Annotated in this window: 21 protein-coding genes and 1 pseudogene; 13 read left to right on the top strand and 9 right to left on the bottom strand. The window is 72.3% G+C overall.

All coding sequences use genetic code 11. The features are described from left to right. A pseudogene (locus KZ820_RS21365) lies at positions 1 to 935 on the bottom strand (hypothetical protein); the annotation flags it as partial. 197 nt (positions 936 to 1,132) lie between these two features. Between KZ820_RS21365 and KZ820_RS21370 the strand changes: the two are divergent. After that, entirely contained in the window at positions 1,133 to 1,603 is a 471-nt protein-coding gene (locus tag KZ820_RS21370) for a DUF3429 domain-containing protein (RefSeq protein ID WP_219750822.1), read from the top strand. A gap of 197 nt (positions 1,604 to 1,800) precedes the next feature. Further along, on the top strand, positions 1,801 to 2,841 hold the full coding sequence (locus KZ820_RS21375) for a mannose-1-phosphate guanylyltransferase/mannose-6-phosphate isomerase (RefSeq protein ID WP_258048412.1): 1,041 nt from the start codon (positions 1,801 to 1,803) through the stop codon (positions 2,839 to 2,841). 202 nt (positions 2,842 to 3,043) lie between these two features. Here KZ820_RS21375 and KZ820_RS21380 read toward each other — a convergent pair whose 3' ends face one another. Next, on the bottom strand, positions 3,044 to 4,393 hold the full coding sequence (locus tag KZ820_RS21380) for a NupC/NupG family nucleoside CNT transporter (RefSeq protein ID WP_219750823.1): 1,350 nt from the start codon (positions 4,391 to 4,393) through the stop codon (positions 3,044 to 3,046). A gap of 224 nt (positions 4,394 to 4,617) precedes the next feature. Here KZ820_RS21380 and KZ820_RS21385 point away from each other — a divergent pair, with 224 nt between their 5' ends. The 6 genes from KZ820_RS21385 to KZ820_RS21410 all read left to right on the top strand — a co-directional run bounded on the left by KZ820_RS21385 (position 4,618) and on the right by KZ820_RS21410 (position 8,583). Then, positions 4,618 to 5,289 carry a queuosine precursor transporter gene (locus KZ820_RS21385; protein ID WP_219750824.1) on the top strand — a complete coding sequence of 224 codons (672 nt, stop codon included), beginning with the start codon at positions 4,618 to 4,620 and terminating at the stop codon, positions 5,287 to 5,289. A 38-nt stretch (positions 5,290 to 5,327) separates the two neighbouring features. Next, entirely contained in the window at positions 5,328 to 6,245 is a 918-nt protein-coding gene (argB, locus tag KZ820_RS21390; RefSeq protein ID WP_132910188.1) for an acetylglutamate kinase, read from the top strand. Between the two features lie 245 nt (positions 6,246 to 6,490). Further along, positions 6,491 to 6,799, top strand: a complete 309-nt coding sequence (locus tag KZ820_RS21395) for a YggT family protein (protein ID WP_219750825.1) — start codon at positions 6,491 to 6,493, stop codon at positions 6,797 to 6,799. A gap of 38 nt (positions 6,800 to 6,837) precedes the next feature. After that, on the top strand, positions 6,838 to 7,098 hold the full coding sequence (locus KZ820_RS21400; RefSeq protein ID WP_219750826.1) for a DUF167 family protein: 261 nt from the start codon (positions 6,838 to 6,840) through the stop codon (positions 7,096 to 7,098). After that, a complete protein-coding gene (gene folD / locus KZ820_RS21405; protein WP_219750827.1) occupies positions 7,095 to 7,964 on the top strand; it encodes a bifunctional methylenetetrahydrofolate dehydrogenase/methenyltetrahydrofolate cyclohydrolase FolD in 870 nt (289 codons plus the stop codon). The genes KZ820_RS21400 and folD overlap by 4 nt, the downstream gene beginning before the upstream one ends. A gap of 1 nt (position 7,965) precedes the next feature. Continuing rightward, complete coding sequence (locus tag KZ820_RS21410) at positions 7,966 to 8,583, top strand: MarC family protein (RefSeq protein ID WP_219750828.1); 618 nt, start codon at positions 7,966 to 7,968, stop codon at positions 8,581 to 8,583. A gap of 66 nt (positions 8,584 to 8,649) precedes the next feature. Here KZ820_RS21410 and KZ820_RS21415 read toward each other — a convergent pair whose 3' ends face one another. Next, complete coding sequence (locus KZ820_RS21415) at positions 8,650 to 9,270, bottom strand: hypothetical protein (protein WP_219750829.1); 621 nt, start codon at positions 9,268 to 9,270, stop codon at positions 8,650 to 8,652. Between the two features lie 301 nt (positions 9,271 to 9,571). Between KZ820_RS21415 and KZ820_RS21420 the strand changes: the two genes are divergently transcribed. The 4 genes from KZ820_RS21420 (at position 9,572) to KZ820_RS21435 (ending at position 12,121) form a co-directional block, all read left to right on the top strand. Beyond that, on the top strand, positions 9,572 to 10,243 hold the full coding sequence (locus KZ820_RS21420; protein WP_219750830.1) for a glutathione S-transferase family protein: 672 nt from the start codon (positions 9,572 to 9,574) through the stop codon (positions 10,241 to 10,243). Beyond that, entirely contained in the window at positions 10,243 to 10,614 is a 372-nt protein-coding gene (locus KZ820_RS21425) for a tRNA-binding protein (protein ID WP_183928793.1), read from the top strand. Before KZ820_RS21420 ends, KZ820_RS21425 begins: the two co-directional genes overlap by 1 nt. Beyond that, positions 10,614 to 11,030 carry a secondary thiamine-phosphate synthase enzyme YjbQ gene (locus KZ820_RS21430; RefSeq protein ID WP_219750831.1) on the top strand — a complete coding sequence of 139 codons (417 nt, stop codon included), beginning with the start codon at positions 10,614 to 10,616 and terminating at the stop codon, positions 11,028 to 11,030. Before KZ820_RS21425 ends, KZ820_RS21430 begins: the two co-directional genes overlap by 1 nt. 122 nt (positions 11,031 to 11,152) lie before the next feature. Beyond that, a complete protein-coding gene (locus tag KZ820_RS21435) occupies positions 11,153 to 12,121 on the top strand; it encodes a glucokinase (RefSeq protein WP_219750832.1) in 969 nt (322 codons plus the stop codon). Between the two features lie 198 nt (positions 12,122 to 12,319). Here the strand turns inward: KZ820_RS21435 and KZ820_RS21440 are convergent, their stop codons facing one another. Both KZ820_RS21440 and KZ820_RS21445 read right to left on the bottom strand, forming a co-directional pair. After that, positions 12,320 to 13,048, bottom strand: coding sequence for a class I SAM-dependent methyltransferase (locus KZ820_RS21440; RefSeq protein WP_219750833.1), 729 nt, complete (start codon positions 13,046 to 13,048; stop codon positions 12,320 to 12,322). A gap of 19 nt (positions 13,049 to 13,067) precedes the next feature. Then, complete coding sequence (locus KZ820_RS21445) at positions 13,068 to 13,442, bottom strand: GtrA family protein (RefSeq protein ID WP_219750834.1); 375 nt, start codon at positions 13,440 to 13,442, stop codon at positions 13,068 to 13,070. A 140-nt stretch (positions 13,443 to 13,582) separates the two neighbouring features. On the opposite strand from KZ820_RS21445, the gene KZ820_RS21450 reads away from it, so the two are divergent. Further along, positions 13,583 to 15,400, top strand: a complete 1,818-nt coding sequence (locus KZ820_RS21450; protein ID WP_258048413.1) for an AcrB/AcrD/AcrF family protein — start codon at positions 13,583 to 13,585, stop codon at positions 15,398 to 15,400. A gap of 301 nt (positions 15,401 to 15,701) precedes the next feature. Here KZ820_RS21450 and gltB read toward each other — a convergent pair whose 3' ends face one another. The 4 genes from gltB to KZ820_RS21470 all read right to left on the bottom strand — a co-directional run. Continuing rightward, a complete protein-coding gene (gltB, locus tag KZ820_RS21455) occupies positions 15,702 to 20,207 on the bottom strand; it encodes a glutamate synthase large subunit (protein ID WP_219750835.1) in 4,506 nt (1,501 codons plus the stop codon). Continuing rightward, positions 20,204 to 20,677 carry a hypothetical protein gene (locus tag KZ820_RS21460; protein WP_219750836.1) on the bottom strand — a complete coding sequence of 158 codons (474 nt, stop codon included), beginning with the start codon at positions 20,675 to 20,677 and terminating at the stop codon, positions 20,204 to 20,206. Before KZ820_RS21460 ends, gltB begins: the two co-directional genes overlap by 4 nt. After that, on the bottom strand, positions 20,674 to 20,970 hold the full coding sequence (locus tag KZ820_RS21465) for a nucleotidyltransferase domain-containing protein (protein WP_219750837.1): 297 nt from the start codon (positions 20,968 to 20,970) through the stop codon (positions 20,674 to 20,676). Before KZ820_RS21465 ends, KZ820_RS21460 begins: the two co-directional genes overlap by 4 nt. A 13-nt stretch (positions 20,971 to 20,983) precedes the next feature. After that, positions 20,984 to 21,536, bottom strand: a 553-nt coding sequence (locus KZ820_RS21470; RefSeq protein WP_219750838.1) for a DUF2059 domain-containing protein, incomplete at its 5' end; no start/stop codon positions are given.

Below are 21,536 nucleotides of genomic sequence, written 5' to 3' on the forward strand. Positions count from 1 at the left end.
GCGGGGGAGGCGGCGATCGACTCGGCCGCGGCGGCGGGGGAGCCGGCGCGGCTGACGCGCCCGTCGGCGGCGGCGTCCGCCCGCGGCTGCGCCGTCGCCGATGCCGGCTCCGCCGCCGTCGTGGGTGTCGCCGCGGCGGGCAGGGCGCTGCCCGGCCGAGCTTCGGCGGCGACCGGGTCGCGCGGGAAGCGAGAGGGGATGGGCGCCGCCTCGCGCGTCACGGCGGCGCGCGCCGGCGCGGCGATCGCCGTCGCGACGGGCGCGGCGGCAGCCTCGCTGGTCGCCGCCGGCGCGCTCGGCGCGGGTGCGACCGGCGGCGCGGCCGGCGGCGGCGGGTCGGCTACCACGACCGGCATCGCCGCCGGCAGCTCGGCCGGCGCCGGCGTCGGGGTCTCGCCCGTCGCCGCTTCCGCCGTCGCTGTCTCCTCCGCGGTCGAGGCGCGGTCCGCCGCGAGCGACGGCACGCCAGCGGCGACGGTGGCGCGCGCCGGCGCGGGCAGCTCGGGCGCGATCGCGCGCCGTACCGCGGCGGTGCGACCCAGCACGGCGCCCGCGGGCAGCGGCACGTTGTGCCGCGGCGGCGCGGTCGCGGCGACCGCGTCGGCGAGCACGGGCGCGGGCGGCACGTCCAGCCCGGTCGCGTCGGCGAGCCAGGCGAGCGCGGCCTCGCCCGTCGGACCCGCCGCGGGCGGCGCGCCCTCGCCGGGCGAGAGCGGCAAGTCGCTGCCGGGAACGGCAAGCCCCTGCCGCTCGCCGCCCGCGGCTGCCGCCGCGACGTCGAGCGCGGGCGCGACGAGATCGAGGAAGGTGCCGCCCGCCCCCGCGAGCCTGACGCGCCCGCCCGCCGCGGCGGCGAGCGACTCGCCGGCGGGGGCGCCGGGGATCGCCAGCGCGCCGGGGGCGGCGGTCAGCAGCAGGCTCGCGATCGTGGTCAAGGCAGGCTCCGGGCGCTGGTGGAAGGATACGCCCCACCATCAGCAAGAGCCGTGCCGTTTGCGCCAGCGCGTCGAGGGCGGGTGGATCGACACCGCTCCCGCGCGCCGCGACGTGGCGCTGCCGTCGCTCGCGATCGTGCTGCCCGCCGACGAGACGTTCGCGCGCGACTGATCGCGCGCTCGCGCGTTCGGGGGCGATGGCGACGCACGCACCGACCCCCACCGACCGGTCCATCCCCACCGACAGCCTCGTCTTCGGCTACGGTCCGATGCTGCCGCTCGTCGCCGCCGGCCTCGGTGCCTGGGTGCTGCCGGCCCCGTGGGGCGTGCTCGCGGTGCGGCTCGCGATCATCTGGGGCGCGCTGATCCTGTCGTTCATCGGCGGGGTGCGGCGCGGCTTCGGCTTCGCGCGCCCTGACGCCTCCACCGCGATCGAGATCGCCGCCGCCGTGGCCTATGTCACCATCGCGGGGCTGGCGCTGCTGGTACCTTATGCGGCCACCGCCGTCGCGCTGCTCGCCGCGGGTTATGCGCTGGCGGCGCTGCTCGACCGCCGCGCCGCGCTGCGCGGCAACGCACCGGCGCATTTCGCGCGGCTGCGCGTGCCCCAGCTGCTGATCGGGTGCGCCGGGCTCGCCGCCTGTTGGGCCTGGGTGGTGACTCGCTGAGAAGACGGTGCTCGGGCGCCCCGGCGCGTTAACGCCTTTCTGCCGCGTTTGACGAACAACGGCTGAAGGTGGAACAGTTACGCGGTTAACGCAGATTGTCGCACCGCACAAAGGACCGTACGGGACCCAAGCGCCCGCCGGGGTGTTGTCACGGACGAAGCGGGCGCCGTGCGCGCCCCGGGGGAAAGGGAATAACGTTGACCGATATCGTGCCGGTGATCCTCTCGGGTGGATCGGGTACCCGCTTGTGGCCGATGTCGCGGCCCGAGAAGCCCAAGCAGCTGTTGGCGCTGACCGCGGACGAGACGATGCTCCAGCTCACCGCCGCACGCGCGCACGGTGACGCCTTCGCCGCGCCGGTGGTGGTCGCCAACGCAGCCCACGCCGACGAGGTGGAGGCGCAGCTCGCCGGCATCGGGGCCGCGCCGAGCGCGCTGATCCTCGAGCCCGCCGGCCGCAACACCGCCCCCGCGATCGCGCTCGCCGCGCTGGTGGCGAAGGGCAAGAGCCCGCTGCTGGTCATGCCCTCGGACCATGTCATCGCCGACCGCGAGGCGTTCCACGCCGCGATCCACGCCGCGCTGCCGCTGGTCGAGCAGGGCTGGCTGGTCACCTTCGGCATCACCCCCGACGCGCCCGAGACGGGCTACGGCTATATCAAGGTGGGCGAGGAGATCGCCGCGGGCGTCCACCGCGTCGCGCGCTTCGTCGAGAAGCCGAAGCGCGACGTCGCGGAGGCGATGGTGGCGGCGGGCGACCATGCCTGGAACGGCGGCATCTTCCTGTTCTGCGCCGAGGCCTATCTCGCCGCGCTGGAGGCGCATCGGCCCGATATCCTGGCGGCGGTGAAGCGCTCGCTCGAGGCGGCGCGGCACGACGGCGCGCGCATCTATCCCGACGCCGGGGCCTTCGCCGCCTCGCCCTCCGACTCGATCGACTATGCGGTGATGGAGAAGGCCGAGCGGGTCGCCGTGGTGCCGGTGGCGATGGGCTGGAGCGACGTCGGCAGCTGGGACGCGCTGCACGCGATCAGCGCGGGCGACGCCGGCGGCAACGTCGTCGCGGGCGAGGTGATCATGCTCGACACGCGCAACTGCCTCGTGCGCAGCGACGGCGCCAAGGTGGCGATGGTCGGGGTGGAGGACCTGATCGTGGTCGCCAGCGGCAACGACATCCTGATCCTGCCGCGCGGCCGCAGCCAGGACGTCAAGCTGCTGCTCGAGGCGATGAAGGGGTAGGGGCGGGACGAGGCACGATCTTCGCCGGTCGGGGAAGCCGATCCAGCGCGACTCAAGCCCCTCCCCTTCAGGGGAGGGGTTGGGGTGGGGCGTCTCCGCGGGCGTGGCCTATGCGGAGTCGCCCCACCCCCGGCCCCTCCCCTGAAGGGGAGGGGAGCGTTCGTTTTCCCTCACGGCGCTCCGAAGCCGACGGAACGGCCCCTCAGCCGATCAGCAGCCCGGCCAGCGCGGCGCTCATCAGGTTGGCCAGGCTCCCCGCCGCCAGCGCGCGCAGGCCGAGCCGCGCGATCGTCGGGCGCTGGTTGGGCGCGAGGCTGCCCGTCACCGCCATCTGGATCGCGATCGACGAGAAATTGGCGAAGCCGCACAGTGCGAACGTGACGATCGCGATGGTGCGCGGGCTGAGCTGCGCCGCCTGCTTGCCGAGATCGATGTAGGCGACGAACTCGTTGAGCACGATCTTCTCGCCGAACAGCCCGCCGGCGATGCCGGCCTCGCGCCACGGCACGTTGAGCAGGAACATCACCGGCTGGAAGACATAGCCGAGCAGCCCCTGGAAGCTCAGCTCGGGGTGGCCGAACCAGCCGCCGACGCCGCCGAGCAGCCCGTTGGCGAGCGCCACCAGCGCGACGAAGGCGAGCACCATCGCCCCCACCGCCACCGCCAGCTTGACGCCGGTCTGCGCCCCCTGCGCCGCCGCCATGATGAGGTTGGCGGGCTTCTCCTCGTCGTGCGTGGCGTCGGGGAGCGGCTCGCCCGCGACCGGGTGCGCCGCCTCGCTCGGCAGCGCCGCCGGCCCGATCCCCGCGGCGGTGCGGCGATGGTCGGCCAGCGCGACGTCGCGCGGCGCGCCCGGCACGTCGCCCAGCGCCAGCTCGCCCTCGGGCGGGAGGCGCCGGTCGGGCATGATGATCTTGGCCATCAGGATCCCGCCCGGCGCCGCCATGAAGCTGGCGGCGAGCAGATAGTCGATGCTGATCCCCATCGAGGCGTAGGCGGCCAGGATCGTCCCGGCCACGCCCGCCATCCCGCTGGTCATCACGGTGAAGACCTGCGGCGGGGTGAGCCCGGCGAGATAGGGGCGGATCACCAGCGGCGACTCGCTCTGGCCGACGAAGATGTTGGCGGCGGCGCACAGGCTCTCCACCTTGCTGGTGCCGATCAGCTTCTCGATCGCGCCGCCGAGCCAGCGCACCACCAGCTGCATCACGCCCAGATAATAGAGGATCGACACCAGGCTGGCGAAGAAGATGATCACCGGCAGCGCGGCGATGGCGAAGCTCTGACCGCCCACCGCCGGGCTGGCGAGATTGCCGAACAGGAACTCGGTGCCGCGCTGCGAGTAGCCGAGCAGCGCGGCGACGCCGGCCGAGGCGCCGGCGAGCGCGGCGCGGCCGGGCGTCCAGTAGAGCACGATCACCGCGATCAGCGCCTGGAGCGCGAAGGCGCTGCCGACCACGCGCGGCCGGATCGCGCGGCGGTCGGCGGAGAGCAGCACCGCGAGCAGCAGGATCACCGCGATGCCCGCGAGACCGATCAGGATTCTCTGCATTCGTCTTCTTTGATGTGAGCCGCGTGGAGGGCGCGCGGCGAGGGCGCGCACGCGGGGGCGGATCATACAGCGGTGGCCGCGCGCCGCCAGCCATGTTCGCGCGAGTCGGGAACGGGTGTGCCGGATCAGCAACGGGTTGGGGGGATCCTCCCCGTGCAGGGGAGGATTAGCTTGCCCCCGCGACACCTTCCCCCCACCCCCCGCGCCCGCTACGACGCTACCCGATGGCCTCCGCTCCCCACGCCCCGATCCCGCGCTCGCTGTTCGCCCTGTCGATCTTCTACGGCGGGATGGTCTGCATCGCCGGGGTGCTCGGCAACAAGCAGGTGTCGCTCGGGCCGATCTCGGCGCTGGGGCCGCTGGTCGGGCTGCCGCCGCTCGCGGTGGAGGCGGGGATCTTCGCCTTCCTGCTGCTGGTCGTCACCTCCAGCGCGGTGGCCGAGCTGCACGGGCAGAAGGTCGCCGGCAGGCTCGTGCTGCTGGGCTTCGTGCCGCTGCTCGTCTCGATGGTGCTGACGCTGGTGGTGCTCGAGCTGCCCGCCGCGCCCGAGATGGACCGCGCGCATCTCGCCGCGTTCGAGCAGATGATGGGCGCGACGCCGTGGATCTGGGCGGGCGGCATCGTCGCCTACGGCGTGTCGCAGACGCTCAACGTCACGATCTTCTCGTGGCTGAAGGGGCGCGAGGGCGGCCGGCTCCTGTGGTTCCGCGCCGCCACCGCCAGTGCGCTCAGCCAGATCGTCGACTCGGTGCTGTTCATCTCGATCGCCTTCGGCCTCTCCGCGGTGGGCTGGCTGATGGCGGGGCAGATGCTGGCCAAGGTGGTGCTGTCGATCGTGCTGGTGCCGCCGCTGATCTACCTGATGGTCGCGCTGGGCCGCCGGCTCGACGGCTGACCTTTCGCCCCCGCGCCCGCGCCGCTATGGCGCCGCGGATGACCGATCCGACCCCCGCCGCCGCCCCGATCGCTGCCGTGCCCCCGTCGCTCAAGGCCGAGACGCTGGTCGAGGCGCTGCCGTACCTCCAGCGCTACGCGGGCAAGACCTTCGTGGTGAAATACGGCGGCCACGCGATGGGCGAGCCCGAGGCGCAGGCCGATTTCGCCGAGGACGTGGTGCTGCTCAAGGCGGTCGGCATCAACCCGGTGGTGGTGCACGGCGGCGGGCCGCAGATCGGCAGCATGCTCAAGCGGCTGGGCGTCGAGTCGCGGTTCGTCGACGGCCTGCGCGTGACCGACGCGGAGACCGCGCAGATCGCCGAGATGGTCCTGGCCGGATCGATCAACAAGGAGATCGTCAGCTGGATCGGCCGCGCCGGCGGCCGCGCGGTCGGCATCTCGGGCAAGGACGCCGGGCTGGTCCAGGCCGAGAAGGTCGGCGGCCGCGACCCCGACCCGCTGCAGGGGATCGAGCGCAAGGTCGACCTCGGCTTCGTCGGCGAGCCGGTCGCGGTTGACCGCCGCATCATCGACTCGCTCAGCCGCGACGGCATCATCCCGGTGATCGCGCCGATCGGCATCGGCGCGGACGGCCACACCTACAACATCAACGCCGACACGATGGCGGGCGCGATCGCCGCGGCGCTGGGCGCGGCGCGCTTCTTCCTGCTGACCGACGTGGCCGGCGTGCTCGACCGCGACGGCGAGCTGCTCACCGACCTCGACCCGGCCGCGATCAAGCGGCTGCGCGAGGAGGGGACGATCAGGGGCGGGATGATCCCCAAGCTGGAGACCTGCGTCGCCGCGGTCGAGGCCGGGGTCGACGCCGCGGTGGTGCTCGACGGCCGCGTGCCGCACGCGATGCTGCTCGAGATCTTCACGCGACGCGGCGCGGGCACGCTGATCCGGCGGTGAGGGGATAGATCCTCCCCGCTTGGCGGGGAGGGGGACCGCTCGCGAAGCGAGTGGTGGAGGGGGATCTCGGCGAACGCACCGGCTGGTATGCGGAAGCACCCCTCCACCATGCTGCGCAGGGTCCCCCTCCCCGCGAGCGGGGAGAATCTAGATCGGGGCCGACGTCCACCCCCATCCCACACCCCGCTGGCACAGCCCGCGCCAGTGCCCTATATGACCGATACACCATCACGGAGACGCCGCGCGTGCTGACGCTCACCATCATCCAGATCCTGCAGGTGCTGATCTCGTTCGTGCGCTGGATCATCATCATCCAGTTCATCCTGTCGCTGCTGATCGTGTTCAACATCATCAACACCTCCAGCCCGTTCATCCGCGGGCTGCACGACGGGCTCGACCGGCTGACCGAGCCGCTCTACCGCCCGATCCGCCGGATGCTGCCCGCCACCGGCGGGATCGACTTCGCGCCGATGGTGGTGCTGCTCGGGCTGGTGATCCTCAACATCATCCTCAACAACATCGCCGCGAGCGTGCTGGTGGGCGGCGCCGTCTGAGCGCCTGGCGCGCGACCGCGGACGGGATCGCGCTCGCGGTGCGCGTGACGCCGCGCGGCGGGCGCGACTCGCTGGCAGCGGGGACGGACGAGCACCTCGCCGCGCGGCTCGCCGCCGCCCCGGTCGACGGCGCCGCCAATGATGCTTTGGTCGCGCTGGTGGCGCGCCACTTCGGCGTGGCGAGACGCGACGTGATGCTGGTCGCGGGCCAGACCGGGCGGCTCAAGCGATTGACGATCGAGGGCGATCCCGCGGCGCTGGCACAGCGCGCCGCTTCGCTCTATGCGGCCGAGTCATGACCGCCCGCCTCATCGACGGAAAAGCCTTCGCCGCCGCGCTGCGCGACCGTGTCGCCACCGCCGCCGCCGCCTTCACCCAGGCCGCCGGGCGCCAGCCCGGGCTCGCGGTGGTGCTGGTCGGCGAGGATCCCGCCTCCTCGGTCTATGTCCGCTCCAAGGGCAAGGCGACGCTGGCCGCGGGTATGGCGAGCTTCGAGCACCGCCTCCCCGCCGACACGACGCAGGAGACGTTGGTCGCGCTGGTCGACCGGCTCAACGCCGACCCGGCGGTGGACGGCATCCTCGTCCAGCTGCCTTTGCCGCGCCACATCGACGAGCGCGCGGTGATCGCGCGGGTCGACCCCGACAAGGACGTCGACGGCTTCCACCCGCTCAACGCCGGGCGGCTCGCCACCGGGCTCGACGCGCTGGTGCCGTGCACCCCGCTCGGCTGCCTTATGCTGCTGCGCGACGTCCACCCGCATCTCGCCGGGCTGGAGGCGGTGGTGATCGGCCGCTCCAACATCGTCGGCAAGCCGATGGCGGCGCTGCTGCTGCAGGAGAGCTGCACCGTGACGACGGTGCACAGCCGCACCCGCGACGTGATGGCGCACGTGCGCATGGCCGACATCGTCGTCGCCGCGGTCGGCATCCCCGGCTTCGTCCAGCCCGAGTGGATCAAGCCGGGCGCGACGGTGATCGACGTTGGCATCAATCGAGTCGAGGGCGGGCTGGTCGGCGACGTCGACCCGCGCGTCGCGGAGGTGGCGGGGGCGATCACCCCGGTGCCGGGCGGGGTCGGGCCGATGACGATCGCGGTGCTGCTGCGCAACACCGTGGTGGCGGCGTCGCGTCGCGCCGGGCTGGCGGTGGACCCGTCGCTCTGAGATGGTCGAGCTGTTCGTCTCGTCCTTCGTCACGCTGTTCCTGATCATCGACCCGCCCGGCTGCGCGCCGATCTTCGCCGGGCTGACCGCGGGCGCGACCCCGGCGCACCGCCGCGCGATGGCGATCCGCGCGGTGGTGGTGGCGGCGGGGATCCTCCTGCTGTTCGCGCTGGCGGGCGAGCCGCTGCTCCACGCGCTCGGGATCGAGCTCGCCTCGTTCCGCATCGCGGGCGGGCTGATGCTGTTCCTGATCGCGCTCGAGATGGTGTTCGAGAAGCGCACGCAGCGCCGCGAGGACCGCGCCGCCAAGGTCACCGCCGAGGAGGCCGACGATGTCTCGATCTTCCCGATGGCGATGCCGATGATCGCGGGGCCGGGCTCGATCGCGACGGTGATGCTGCTGATGGCGCGCAGCAACGGCCTCGAGCGCTCGGCGGTGGTGATGGCGGCGCTGGGCGCCAATCTGCTGCTGATGCTGGGCTCGCTGCTGGCGGCGGGGCCGATCATGCGGATCCTCGGCGCCAAGATCGAGGCGGTGATCACGCGGCTGCTCGGCGTGCTGCTCGCGGCGCTGGCGGTGCAGTTCGTGATCGACGGGGTGGTCGAGCAGCTGCGCTGAGGACGCGCCGAAGCGACGGCGGCACGGTCCGTCCTCGCTTCTAACGGGATGGGGCCGACGAGCGCCTCACGGTGTGCGCGACCTCGTGCTCCTCGCTCCGCAGGCGCGGCGACCCCGTGCGGCGGAGAAGGCGCCGCCGCGCGCCCGCGCCACCGCGAATGTCACCCCGCCCGCCAGCGCGAGCACCGGCCAGCCGCCGGGATCGTGCCACAAGTAGCGCAGCGCCGCGGCGAGCGCGGCCAGCCCCACCAGCGCGCGCGCGACCGGCGCGTGAAGCCGCCGCACCCACCATGCCGCCAGCAGCAGCGCCGCCGCGGCGTTGAGCGCGAGCCAGGCGTAGGACTCCAGCGGCGGCAGCGCGCCGAGCAGCGGCAGCTTCACCGTCGCATAGCCGGTCATGCGCCGCGGGAAACAGTCGGCGGCGAGGTGCACGCCGATGCCCGCGGCGATCCCGCAGGCGGCGGCGCGCCGGCGCCACGCGAGCAGCAGCAGCGCGGGCAGCAGGCTGTGCGTCAGCGCGCTGCGGTGGCCGAGCCCGAGCCGCAGGTCGACGTCGGGCAGCGTCAGCCCGACCGCGAGCGCGGCCAGCGTGACGAGCGCGGCGACCGCGGGTGGCGGGGTGGTGGAGGGCTCGGGCTCGTCGAGCGACATTCGTACCCCGCTGCCACGCCGCTTGGCGACGGTCACCCCGCAGCGTGACCCGGCGGGGCGGGCGCGCCCTCTCTTCGCCCGCCGGCGTGTTGCCGTTCAGCGCCCCACGACGTGGACGCATCTCCCCTCTGCTTCAGGGGAGGGGACGGGGGTGGGGCGCTTCCGCATGAGCGACGCTCGTGGATAGGCCCCACCCCAACCCCTCCCCTGCAGGGGAGGGGCTGCAACGCCACCCCACGCGCGACTCCCACCCACCGCGCCGCCCCGATACAGTCGCGCGCCGCGCGCCCACGAAGCCGCTTCCCCCGCGCCGCGCTTTCGGCCTAAGCGGGCGGGCATGTGGCAGCTCTACCAGTTCCCTCTGTGCCCGTTCACGCGCAAGGTCCGCACGCTCCTCAACGAGAAGGACGTCGGCTATCAGCTGATGCGCGAGAATCCGTGGGAGCGACGCGACGCCTTCATCGACATGAACCCCGCCGGCCAGACCCCGGTGATGACCGACAACGAGCGCGGCGTCGTGCTCGTCGACTCGATGGCGATCTGCGAGTTCTTCGAGGAGACCGTCGAGCGCGTCGCGATGATCAACGGCACCGCCGCCAACCGCGCCGAGATCCGCCGGCTGGTCGCCTGGTTCGACACGCATTTCTACCGCGACGTGACCCAGCCGCTGCTCGACGAGCGGATGATCAAGCGCGTCGTCCACCGCACCACGCCCGACGCGTCGCGGCTGCGCGAGGCGATGAAATCCTCGGTCGGCCACCTCGACTACATCGATTTCCTGCTCGACCATCGCAAGTGGATCGCCGGCGCGACGATCAGCCTCGCCGACCTCGCCGCGGCGGCGCAGATCTCGGTGGCGGACTATCTCGGCGGCATCGACTGGACCGGCCACGCGCATACCAAGGCGTGGTATTCGGCGTTCAAGAGCCGGCGCAGCTTCCGCCCGCTGCTGGCCGAGCGCATCACCGGCATCGAGCCGCCCAGCTACTACGAGAATCCGGACTTCTGATGCACGTCACCCACGACCCCGCCGCCGCCGCCGCGCCCGAGATCGCGTTCGACGACTTCCTCAAGGTGGACGTGCGCGTCGGCACGATCGTGTCGGCCGAACCCTATCCCGAGGCGCGCAAGCCCGCCTACAAGCTGCTGATCGACTTCGGCGCCGCGATCGGGCGCAAGCGTTCCTCCGCGCAGATCACCGAGCATTACGCGGTCGAGGAACTGGTCGGGCGCCAGGTCGCCGCGGTGGTCAACTTCCCGCCGCGCCAGATCGGCAAGTTCCTCTCCGAGGTGCTGACGCTCGGCTTCCCCGACGCCGCGGGCAAGGTGGTGCTGGTGGCGCCCAGCGAGCGCGTGCCCGACGGTGGGCGGCTGTTCTGATGCGCCAGGCGGTCGGCGAGATCGCGGTGGCGACGCGCGGCGCGGGGCTGGTCGAGATCACGCGCGAGGTGGCGGCCTGGCTCGACGGCGAGGCGATCGCGACCGGGCTGCTCACCGTCTTCTGCCGTCACACCTCGGCGTCGCTGCTGATCAACGAGAATGCCGCGCCCGCGGTGCGCCGCGACCTCGAGCGCTGGCTGGCGCGCGTCGCGCCCGAGTCGCGCGACTATGAGCATGATGACGAGGGGCCCGACGACATGCCCGCGCACCTACGCAGCGTGCTCACCGGCGTGTCGCTGTCGATCCCGGTGGCGGGCGGACGGATGGTGCTGGGGACGTGGCAGGGGGTCTACCTCGCCGAGCACCGCGCCGCGCCGCATCGCCGCCGCGTGGCGCTGCACGTGATCGGGGAATGAGGGTCTAGACCCTCCCGCTCGCGGGGAGGAGTGGAACACCCGCCCCACGGATACAGCTAACCCTCTGTTAGTCCTGCGCTGATAGCGATATCACCGAGGATAATAGCAAGGGAGAGCGCCGCATGGCGGAGGCGGGGACGGCGCTGGTCGGGCATGTCGGGCGCAAGCGCATGCGCTTCGCGCTCACCGACGCGGCCGGGCAGGTGCGGCGCGACAGCGTGCGCAGCTTCACCGCCGACACCACCGTCAGTATCTCCGGCGCGATCATGGACTTCCTGCGCGACGCCCGGCCCGACGCGCCGCCGCGCCGCTCGGCCTTCGCGGTCGCGGGGCTGCCGCGCGGCGAGACGGTGTCGATCACGCGCGGGCGCTGGTATGTGTCGCGCTCGGGGCTGCGCGGCATGCTCGGGCACGCGCCGCTGATCCTCAACGACTTCGAGGCCGAGGCCTGGGCCTTCCACGGCGCGGACGTGCGCGCCGAGGAGCGGTTCGCCGGCGACGAACCCTCGCTGCGCCGCGCCGGCACCTATTGCGTGCTCGGCATGACCTCGGGCCTGGGCGTCTCGGTGCTGAGCCGCGACGCCGCGGGCGCGGTGCGCGTGCTCGCGACCGAGGCGGGGCATGGCGGCTTTATCGCGGTGAGCGAGGAGCTGGCGCGGCTCGCCGCCGAGATCTTCCCCGGCCGCTATCCGGTGGTGGCGGAGGACCTGCTCTCCGCGCCGGGGCTGGTGCGCCTGTACGAGACGCTGGCGCGCCGTCGCGGCACCGCGCCGCGCTGGACCAGCGCCGAGGACATCACGCGCGCGATGGCCGCGGACCCGCTCGCGGGCGAGGCCTGCACCTGGCTGTGCCGTGCCTTCTGGAGCTACGCCGGCCAGCTGACGATCATCTACGGTGCGTGGGACGGGGTGATCGTCACCGGTGGCGTCGCGGCGGCGCTGCGCCCGCTGCTGCGGCTGGCGGAGATGGCGCCGCTGTTCGCGGGGAGCGGCAAATATGCGCGGCTGCTGGCGAGCGTGCCGCGGGTCTATGCCGCGCTCGACGACGGCGAGCTGGCCGGCGCGGCCGAGGCGCTGCGGCACCTGGGGTGAGGGGGGCGCCGGAGCGGTCGACGCCCGCTCGCCTCACTCTGCCCGTCATCCCCGCGAAGGCGGGGATCCAGACGCGCCGTCGTCCCAATCGTTATCGCGACCGTCGCGTGTCTGGATTTCTGCCTTCGCAGGGATGACGGTGTGCGACGAGCGAGGCACCGCACCCCGCCGCCGATAACGCCGCCACGCCTCCCTCCGCTACGCCGGCTCCGCCAGCGTCAGGATCGACACGCCGATCGGCATCGGCACCCGCCCGACCAGGTGGCGCTCGACGCGGAAGACGCGCTCGAACAAGGCGTTGAGCGGCGCCGCCGGGGGCGAATCGTCGCTGTCGTCACGCCCGGTCAGCCGCCCCGCCACGCGCGCCGCGGCCGCCAGCGGGAACAGCAGCGAGTTGAAATAGGTCAGCCCGCGCTCCTTCAGCCCGGCGGCGCGGATCGCGCGCACCAGCGTGGGCTTGGAATAGCGGCGGTGATGATGGTTCACCACGTCGTGCGCGCTCCACATCCACTGGTGCGCGGGCACCGCGATCAGGATCTTGCCGCCGGGCTTCAGGCACGCGCGCATCGCCGCCAGCGCGGCGACGTCGTCCTCGATATGCTCCACCACGTCGAGCACCGCGACCAGGTCGTAGGCGCCGCGCTCGACCCCGGGCAGCTCGGGCAGCGGCGCGGCGCCGACCGGGCGGCCGAGCCGCTCGCTCGCGATCGCGCGCGCGGCGGGGTCGATCTCGATCGCGTCGACGTCGCCGAACTGCGCCAGCATCGGCAGGTTGTGCCCGGTGCCGCAGCCGATCTCGAGGATGCGCGCGTCCGCGGGCAGCCGCGCCTCGCGCGTGAGGAAATCGGCGAGCACGTCGCGGCGCGCGCGATACCACCAGTGGGTCGAGTCGTGCTCCGCCATGCGGTCGTAGACGCGGCGGTCCATCAGCGATCAGCCTTCATGTTTACGCGAACACCCAGTTGCGCTGGAGCCAGAAGGTCAGCAGCGGCACCACCGACACGGCGGGCACCAGCGGCCACCAGGTCGGGCCATGGAAGAAGGGGCCGGTCACCAGCACCCAGGTGAAGCCCTGCTGGAGAAAGAAGCCGAACAGCTGCACCAGGAAGAAGCGCCGCGCGGTACGCGCGCTGCGCGTGCCATGGCCGCGGAAGCTCACCGCGCCGTGCGCGAAGCGGCCGATGAAGGTCACGCTGAGGAAGGCGACCACCACCGCCAGGTTCGGGTTCATCACATAGGTGGCGAGCGGCCAGTAGACCACCGCGTACAGCGCGGTCATCACCCCGCCGGTCACGCCGAAGCGCACCAGCTGCCAGACCATCTCGCGCTGTGAGGAGGACGCCGGCGGCGGGGACGACGGGGATGAGTGAGACGCTGCCAAAACCTTGCCCTTTGCGCCGCCGGGGCTAGACGCGGCTGCGGCTCTATCGCGCGCGGCGGCCGGAAGGAAGCGTTTTGGATATGCAGGGGCGGGACGCCGGGCCGGGTGAGCGCCACAGCGCGCGTGACTGGCTGGAGCGAGCGGCGCGCGTGATCGATCGCGACTGGCTGCGGCTGTCGCTGCTCGTCTGGGTGGCGATCGCCGCCTGGTTCGTGTGGAAGCGCTGGGCCGCGATCCACTGGCTGTCGCTCGGCGACACCGACGACAACATGCGGCTGATGCAGGTGCGTGCGCTGCTGAACGGCCAGGGCTGGTACGACCTGCGCGACTATCGGCTCAACCCGCCGGGCGGGTTCGACATCCACTGGTCGCGGCTGGTCGACCTGCCGATCGCGGGGCTGATCCTGCTGCTGCGCCCGCTGGTGGGCTACGCGGAGGCGGAGCGGCTGGCGTGCGGCATCGCCCCGCTGCTGCCCGCGGCGGTGACGCTGGTGGCGCTGGGCGCGACGCTGCGGCGGCTGATCCACCCGCTCGCCTGGGTGCTGGCGCCGGCGCTGTTCCTCGCGACCAACGTGACGCTCGGCATGTTCCTGCCCGACCGGATCGACCACCACGGCTGGCAGCTGGCGATGCTCGCGGTGACGGTGGCGGGGCTGTGCGACCCGCGCGGCGCGCGCGGCGGCGCCCTGGTGGGGATCGCCACCGCGGTGTCGCTGACGATCGGGCTGGAGATGCTGCCCTATGCCGCCATGTCGGGTGCGATCATCGCGCTCGCCTGGGTGATCGACCGCGGCGAACGCGACCGGCTCGCGGTCTACGCGCTGACGCTCGCGGGCGGCAGCGCGGCGGGCTATGCCGGGTTCGCCTCCTACGGCAACCGCGTGCTGCGCTGCGACGCGCTCACCCCGGTGTGGCTGTCGGTGATGGTGCTCGCGGGCGGGCTGCTGCTGCTGCTCGCGCTGGCCGACCCGAGGAAGCCGGCGGTGCGGCTGGCGCTGGCGCTGGCGGCAGGCGCGGCGGTGGCGGCCTTCTTCGCGCTCGCCTTCCCGCAATGCCTCGGCCGGCCCGAGCAGGTGTCGGACGAGCTCTACACCACCTGGCTCGCCAACGTGCGCGAGGCCAAGCCGATCTACCGCCACCCGCTGCGCATCGCGCTGCCGATCGTGACGCTGCCGATCATCGGGCTGATCGGCGCGCTGCTGGCGACGTGGCGCGCGCGGCGCGCGCCGGCGCTGCGCGGCTGGGCCGCGGTCGCGCTGTTCGGCGCCTTCGCCGCGCTGATGCTGCTGTGGCAGGCGCGCGCGGGGCCGGCGGCGCAGCTGCTCGCGATCCCGGGCGCGGCGGCGCTCGCCTGGGCGACGCTGCCGTGGCTGCTCGCGCCGCGCTTCTGGCCGGCGAAGGCGTTCGCGGCGGTGGCGGTGTTCGTGCTGGTGTCGGGCAGCTTCACCCAGCTGGCGATCGACTGGTTCCAGATCGACCGGCCGAGCGCCTATGTCCGCCGCGTCAACAAGGCCACCGGGCGGTGCATGACGATCCCCGCGATGGCGCCGCTCAACCGGCTGCCGCGCCAGACGATCTTCACCTTCGTCGACATCGGCCCGCGGCTGATCACGCTGACCCACCACGACGCCATCGCCGGGCCGTACCACCGCAACGGCGACGCGATCCTCGACGTCCACCACGCCTTCAAGGGCACGCCCGAGCAGGCGCACGCGATCATGCGGCGCCACGGCGCGACGCTGCTGCTGGTGTGCCCGGACATGGCCGAATCGACCAACTACCGCGCCAAGGCGCCGGGCGGCTTCTACGCGCGGCTGGCGCGCGGCGAGCGGTTCGACTGGCTGGTGCCGGTGCCGCTGAAGAAGGGGTCGCCGTTCCGCGCGTTCCGGATCGAGTAGGGCCGCTCTACCGAGAGGGGGAGGCGTCTCGGCGCCATTCTCTCCAGCTGTTCACGATCGCGCGACGAGATCGCTCGACGTGCGGGCTCGATGGCCGTGTTCCGGCGAACGCGGGAACCCCGGGCCAAGCAGAACGCCACCGGGGGGTGTGTGCGACCCTGTGCGCCTCCTCCCGCCGGAGCACAGGACCGAGTGGCGCCGCGATCCCTGTGAGGGAGGGGGCGACGTGTGGCGCTTCCTCAGGCGCCGCGTCCGCGGGGAGGCCGCACGCCCTGCCATCCCGCGGCGCGGGGAGAGGCGATCACTCCGCCGCCACCAGCGTCTCCGCGTCGTCGAGCGGGTGCGCCAGCCGCGTCAGCATCTCGCGCGGCACGACCTGCCAGATCGAGGCGATCGTGCGCTCCCAGTCGTCTAGCAGCCCGCGCGACCAGCGGCTGTCGGTCGCCACCGCATGCTCGGCGATCAGCGAGCGCAGCTGCTCCTCCCAGTGCGCCGCGGCGACGCGCTGCCAGGTGATGTTCTCCGGGTTGGCGGAGCGCGCGAAGCTGCCGTCGGCGTCGTAGACGAAGGCCATGCCCCCGGTCATGCCCGCGCCGAAGTTGGCGCCGACCGCGCCCAGCACCACCGCGACGCCGCCGGTCATATATTCGCAGCCGTTGGCGCCGCAGCCCTCCACCACCACGGTGGCGCCCGAGTTGCGCACCGCGAAGCGCTCGCCGGCCTGGCCCGCCGCGAACAACTTGCCCGAGGTGGCGCCGTACAGCACGGTGTTGCCGAGGATGGTGTTCTCCTGGCTGCGCAGCGGCGAGGACACCGCCGGGCGGACGATGATGGTGCCGCCCGACAGCCCCTTGCCGACATAGTCGTTGGCGTCGCCGAACACCTCCAGCGTGATGCCGCGACACAGGAAGGCGCCGAGCGACTGGCCCGCCGAGCCGCGCAGCCGGATCGTCACGTGACCCTCGGCCAGCGTCGACATGCCGAACTTGCGCGTGATCTCGCTGGAGAGGCGCGTGCCCACCGCGCGGTGCGTGTTGCGCACCGAATAGGTGAGCTGCATCTTCTCGCCGCGCGAGAAAACCGGCGCGCCGTCCTTGATGATCTGCGCGTCGAGGCTGTCGGGCACCTCGTTGCGGAAGGTGCTGAGCGAGAAGCGGCGCTCGGCGTCGGTGGCGTCGACCTTGGCGAGGATCGGGTTGAGGTCGAGGTCGTCGAGATGCTCGGCGCCGCGGCTGACCTGGCGCAGCAGCTCGGTGCGGCCGATCACCTCGTCGAGGCTGCGCACGCCGAGCCGGGCGAGGATGTCGCGCACCTCCTCGGCGATGAAGGTCATCAGGTTGATCACCTTCTCGGGCGTGCCGACGAACTTCTGCCGCAGCGCCTCGTCCTGCGTGCAGACGCCGACCGGGCAGGTGTTCGAGTGGCACTGGCGCACCATGATGCAGCCCATCGCCACCAGGCTGAGCGTGCCGATGCCGAACTCCTCCGCGCCCAGGATCGCGGCGACGACGATGTCGCGCCCGGTCTTGAGCCCGCCGTCGGCGCGAAGCTTGATCCGCCCGCGCAGCCCGTTGAGCGTGAGCACCTGGTTCACCTCGGAGAGCCCCATCTCCCACGGCGTGCCGGCATATTTGATGCTGGTCTGTGGGCTGGCGCCGGTGCCGCCGACATGGCCCGAGACGAGGATCACGTCGGCGTGCGCCTTGGCCACACCCGCCGCGACGGTGCCGATCCCGGCCGAGCTGACCAGCTTGACGCAGACGCGCGCGCGCGGGTTGATCTGCTTCAGGTCGTAGATCAGCTGCGCCAGGTCCTCGATCGAGTAGATGTCGTGGTGCGGCGGCGGGCTGATCAGCGTCACGCCCGGGGTGGCGTGGCGCAGCTTGGCGATGAACTCGGTCACCTTGAAGCCGGGCAGCTGGCCGCCCTCGCCGGGCTTGGCGCCCTGCGCGACCTTGATCTCGATCTCGTCGCAGGCGTTGAGATACTCCGCCGTCACGCCGAAGCGCCCGCTGGCGATCTGCTTGATCACCGAGTTGGCGTTGTCGCCGTTGGCATAGGGCGTGTAGCGCGCCTTGTCCTCGCCGCCCTCGCCCGACACCGCCTTGGCGCCGATCCGGTTCATCGCGATCGCCAGCGTCTCGTGCGCCTCGGGACTGAGCGCGCCGAGCGACATGCCCGGGGTGACGAAGCGCTTGCGGATCTCGGTGATCGCCTCGACCTGGTCGACCGGCACCCCTTCGTTGGGGAAGTTGAACTGGAGCAGGTCGCGCAGGTAGATCGGCGGCAGGTCGGCGACGCCGCGCGAGAATTGCAGGTAGCTCGAGTAGCTGTCGGTCGCTACCGCGGTCTGCAGCAGGTGCATCAGCTGCGCCGAATAGGCGTGCGCCTCGCCGCTGTGGCGCTGGCGGTAGAAGCCGCCGATCGGCAGCGTCGCCACCGCCTGATCGTACGCCGCCTCGTGGCGCTCGGTGGCGTTGACGTGGAGCGAGGCATAGCCCTCGCCCGAGATCTTCGCCGGCATGCCCGGGAACAGATCGTTGACGAGGCTGCGGCTGAGCCCGACCGCCTCGAAATTGTAGCCGCCGCGATAGCTGGAGATCACCGAGATCCCCATCTTGCTGAGGATCTTGAGCAGACCCTCCTCGATCGCCTTCTTGTGCCGCGCGAGGCAGTCCTCGAGCGACAATTTGCCGAACAGCCCGCGCCCGTGGCGGTCGGCGATCGCGGCCTCGGCGAGATAGGCGTTCACCGTAGTGGCGCCGACGCCGATCAGCACCGCGTAATAATGCGTGTCGAGGCATTCCGCCGCGCGCACGTTGACCGAGGCGTAGGAGCGCAGGCCCCGGCGGACGAGATGCGTGTGCACCGCCGCGGCGGCGAGCACGCCCGGGATGGCGACGCGGTCCTCGCTGATATGCTCGTCGGTGAGGAACAGCTCGCTCTTGCCCTCGCGCACCGCCTGCTCGGCCTGGTTGCGGATGCGCTGGATCGCGGCGCGCAGCTTCTCCGGGCCCCCGCCCGCCTCGAAGGTGCAGTCGATGTCGGCCGCGGCCTGGCCGAAATAGCCCTTGAGCCGCGCCCAGTCGGTCGAGGTCAGCACCGGGCTGTCGAGCACCAGCACGCGCTCGCGCCGGTCCTCGGTGTCGAGGATGTTGGCGAGGTTGCCGAAGCGCGTGCGCAGCGACATCACGTAGCGCTCGCGCAGCGGGTCGATCGGCGGGTTGGTCACCTGGCTGAAGTTCTGGCGGAAGAACTGGCTGATCAGGCGCGGCTTGTCCGAGATCACCGCGAGCGGCGTGTCGTCGCCCATCGAGCCGATCGCTTCCTTGCCGCTCTCCACCATCGGCGACAGGATCAGCTCCATGTCCTCGATCGTCTGGCCCGCGGCGACCTGGCGGCGCGTGAGGTCGGCGCGGGCGTAGCGGGTCAGCGTGTCCACGGGCGCGGGGGGCAGGTCGGCCATGGTGGAGAACTCGCCGATCATCGCGGCATAGTCCTGCTCGGCGGCGATCCGGTCCTTCACCTCGCGGTCGCGCAGCACGCGGCCCTCGTGCAGGTCGACCGCGATCATCTGCCCCGGCCCGAGCCGGCCCTTGGCGATCACCGTGCTCTCGGGCACCACCACCATGCCCGCCTCCGAGCCGACGATCAGCAGCCCGTCGGCGGTCTCGGTGAAGCGCAGCGGGCGCAGCGCGTTGCGGTCGACCCCGCCGACCGCCCAGCGCCCGTCGGTCATCGCCAGCGCGGCGGGGCCGTCCCACGGCTCCATCACCGAGGCGAGATACTGGTACATCGCGTGGTGCGCCGGCGGCATGTCGTCCGAATAGGCCTCGGGCACCAGCATCAGCTTGGCGGTGGGCGCGTCGCGGCCGGAGCGGCAGATCGCCTCGAACGTGGCGTCGAGCGCGGCGGTGTCGGACGCGCCGGCGGGGATCACCGGCTTGATGTCCTCCGAATGCTCGCCGAACGCGATCGAGGCCATGCGGATCTCGTGGCTGAGCATCCAGTTCTTGTTGCCGCGCACGGTGTTGATCTCGCCGTTGTGGGCGAGGCAGCGGAACGGCTGCGCCAGCCACCATTGCGGGAAGGTGTTGGTGGAATAACGCTGGTGGAAGATCGCGACGCGGCTCTCGAAGCGCTGGTCCTGCAGGTCGGGGTAGAAGACCGACAGGCTCTCGGCGAGGAACAGCCCCTTGTAGATGATCGAGCGGCAGCTCAGCGAGCAGACGTAGAAGCCCTGGATCTGCGCTGCGATCACGCGCTTCTCGATGCGGCGGCGGACCAGGTACAGGTTCTTCTCGAACTCCTCGGCCGAGACCTCGTCGGGCAGCGGCCCGGCGATCATGATCTGCTCGATCTCGGGCCGGGTCGACTGCGCCTTGAGCCCGATCACCGACACGTCCACCGGCACCTGGCGCCAGCCGTAGATGGTGTAGCCCGCCTCGATGATCGCGCTCTCGACGATGGTGCGGCAGGTCTCCTGCGCGCCGAGGTCGGTGCGCGGCAGGAACACCATGCCGACGGCGAGGCGGTTGGGGAGCAGCTTGTGCCCGCTGGCGGCGACGCAATCGTCGAAGAAGCGCACCGGCAGGTCGACGTGGAGGCCCGCGCCGTCGCCGGTCTTGCCGTCGGCGTCGACCGCGCCGCGGTGCCACACCGCCTTGAGCGCGTCGATCGCGGACTGGACGACGCGGCGCGAGGCGCGCCCGTCGGTCGCGGCGACGAGGCCGACGCCGCACGCGTCACCCTCGAACTCGGGGCGGTACATGCCGTGGGTGGCGAGGTGAGTGCGGGGATCGGTCATAGGGAGAGACCTCCGTTGGCGACGAACGACTGGGCCGATCGTGCGGTCTGTGTCAGCAGCGGGATGGCGGCATGCGCCTGAATCAGCGGGTCGAGCTGCGCCTCGGGCGCGAGCGGGTAATCATGGACCAGCCGGTTGCGCAGCCGGATGATCGCGGTCCAGGCGAAGCCGTCACCGAGGATGCCGAGCTTCTCGGCGAAGTTCGCGTGGTCCTGGGCGAACCAGCCGCGCGTCTCGACCAGCATCAGCTTGGGCAGCAGCCGGAACAGCCGGGCGAGCTGATCCTCGGTCTGCTCGACCGATTTGAGCAGCGCACGCGAGGCGACACGCCGGCCGCGATCCATCGCGGCGAACTCGCTCATGTCGCGTGGGAGGGTGCCGAGTGCCTCGGCATCCTCCTCGAGCGCGATGAGGAGCGCGTCGAGCCGGGCGAGGATGGCGTGCAGCACGTCGGTCTCGCCCTCGGTCACAGCACGATCCCGTCGCGATAGGCGATCTGCTCGAAGGCGCGTGGCGTGCCGCCGCGCTGAGTAACGATCACGTCAACCTTCTGCGGCTCGATCAGGCGGAACAGCACGTCCTCGAAGGTGCCGCGCGCGCGCCACTCGTCGTCGAGCGGGTCGGTCTCGACGTGCAGGTCGATGTCGCCGCCGCGCAGATCGTCGCGCACGCGGCTGCCGAACAGGCGCACCACCGCGCCCTCGCCGAACGCCTCGCGCGCGGCCTCCTTGATCGCCGCGACATAGTCGGGCGGCAGCCTCATCGCGCGCGCCGCGTCACTGCCGCGCCTCCGCCTGCACCGCCGCGATCTCCTTGGCGAGATCGCCGGTGCTCGCCTGTGCCTGGCGCATCGCGTCCGCCATCATCTGGCGCTGGAAGGCGGCGACGTCGGGATCGTTCATCACCGACATCGACGCCTGGGCATAGGCGGCGCCGGTCGGCGTGGCGAAGAAGCGCTCGATCTCGCCGAGCGGCGTCACGTCGAAGCGGCGCGCATAGGCGCGCGCCATCGCTTCCACCATCCCCGGCATCGAGTCTCGGATCAGCGTCAGCGAGCGCTGCTCCTGCGCGTCCATGAAGCGTTCGAACACCGCCTTCATCTTGGCGTTCTCCCGCAGCATCGCACCCAGCTGCGGGCTTCGCGCCATGCCCTCGCGCATGTTCGCCATCATCGGCGCGACCATCGCGGAGACGGTCGCCGCGCGGGTCGTGGGCGGCATCAGCCGGTCGAGCACGCGCCGCGCGGCAGCGAGCCGCGCCGGCTCGGGCGCGGCGATGGCGCCCGGGCCGGGCGCGCCGGGCGCGCCGGTCTGCGCCGCGACCGGCGCC

It is taken from the genome of Sphingomonas citri, assembly GCF_019429485.1.
In the GTDB taxonomy this organism is placed as follows: Bacteria; Pseudomonadota; Alphaproteobacteria; order Sphingomonadales; family Sphingomonadaceae; genus Sphingomonas; species Sphingomonas citri.

Coding starts and splice junctions, on each gene's coding strand:
- KZ820_RS21370 (WP_219750822.1), top strand. CDS start 1,133: ATGGCGACGCACGCACCGACCCCCACCGACCGGTCCATCCCCACCGAC.
- KZ820_RS21440 (WP_219750833.1), bottom strand. CDS start 13,048: ATGGACCGCCGCGTCTACGACCGCATGGCGGAGCACGACTCGACCCAC.
- KZ820_RS21430 (WP_219750831.1), top strand. CDS start 10,614: ATGCGCCAGGCGGTCGGCGAGATCGCGGTGGCGACGCGCGGCGCGGGG.
- gltB (WP_219750835.1), bottom strand. CDS start 20,207: ATGACCGATCCCCGCACTCACCTCGCCACCCACGGCATGTACCGCCCC.
- KZ820_RS21420 (WP_219750830.1), top strand. CDS start 9,572: ATGTGGCAGCTCTACCAGTTCCCTCTGTGCCCGTTCACGCGCAAGGTC.
- KZ820_RS21425 (WP_183928793.1), top strand. CDS start 10,243: ATGCACGTCACCCACGACCCCGCCGCCGCCGCCGCGCCCGAGATCGCG.
- KZ820_RS21465 (WP_219750837.1), bottom strand. CDS start 20,970: ATGAGGCTGCCGCCCGACTATGTCGCGGCGATCAAGGAGGCCGCGCGC.
- KZ820_RS21435 (WP_219750832.1), top strand. CDS start 11,153: ATGGCGGAGGCGGGGACGGCGCTGGTCGGGCATGTCGGGCGCAAGCGC.
- KZ820_RS21385 (WP_219750824.1), top strand. CDS start 4,618: ATGGCCTCCGCTCCCCACGCCCCGATCCCGCGCTCGCTGTTCGCCCTG.
- KZ820_RS21410 (WP_219750828.1), top strand. CDS start 7,966: ATGGTCGAGCTGTTCGTCTCGTCCTTCGTCACGCTGTTCCTGATCATC.
- folD (WP_219750827.1), top strand. CDS start 7,095: ATGACCGCCCGCCTCATCGACGGAAAAGCCTTCGCCGCCGCGCTGCGC.
- KZ820_RS21380 (WP_219750823.1), bottom strand. CDS start 4,393: ATGCAGAGAATCCTGATCGGTCTCGCGGGCATCGCGGTGATCCTGCTG.
- argB (WP_132910188.1), top strand. CDS start 5,328: ATGACCGATCCGACCCCCGCCGCCGCCCCGATCGCTGCCGTGCCCCCG.
- KZ820_RS21445 (WP_219750834.1), bottom strand. CDS start 13,442: ATGGTCTGGCAGCTGGTGCGCTTCGGCGTGACCGGCGGGGTGATGACC.
- KZ820_RS21450 (WP_258048413.1), top strand. CDS start 13,583: ATGCAGGGGCGGGACGCCGGGCCGGGTGAGCGCCACAGCGCGCGTGAC.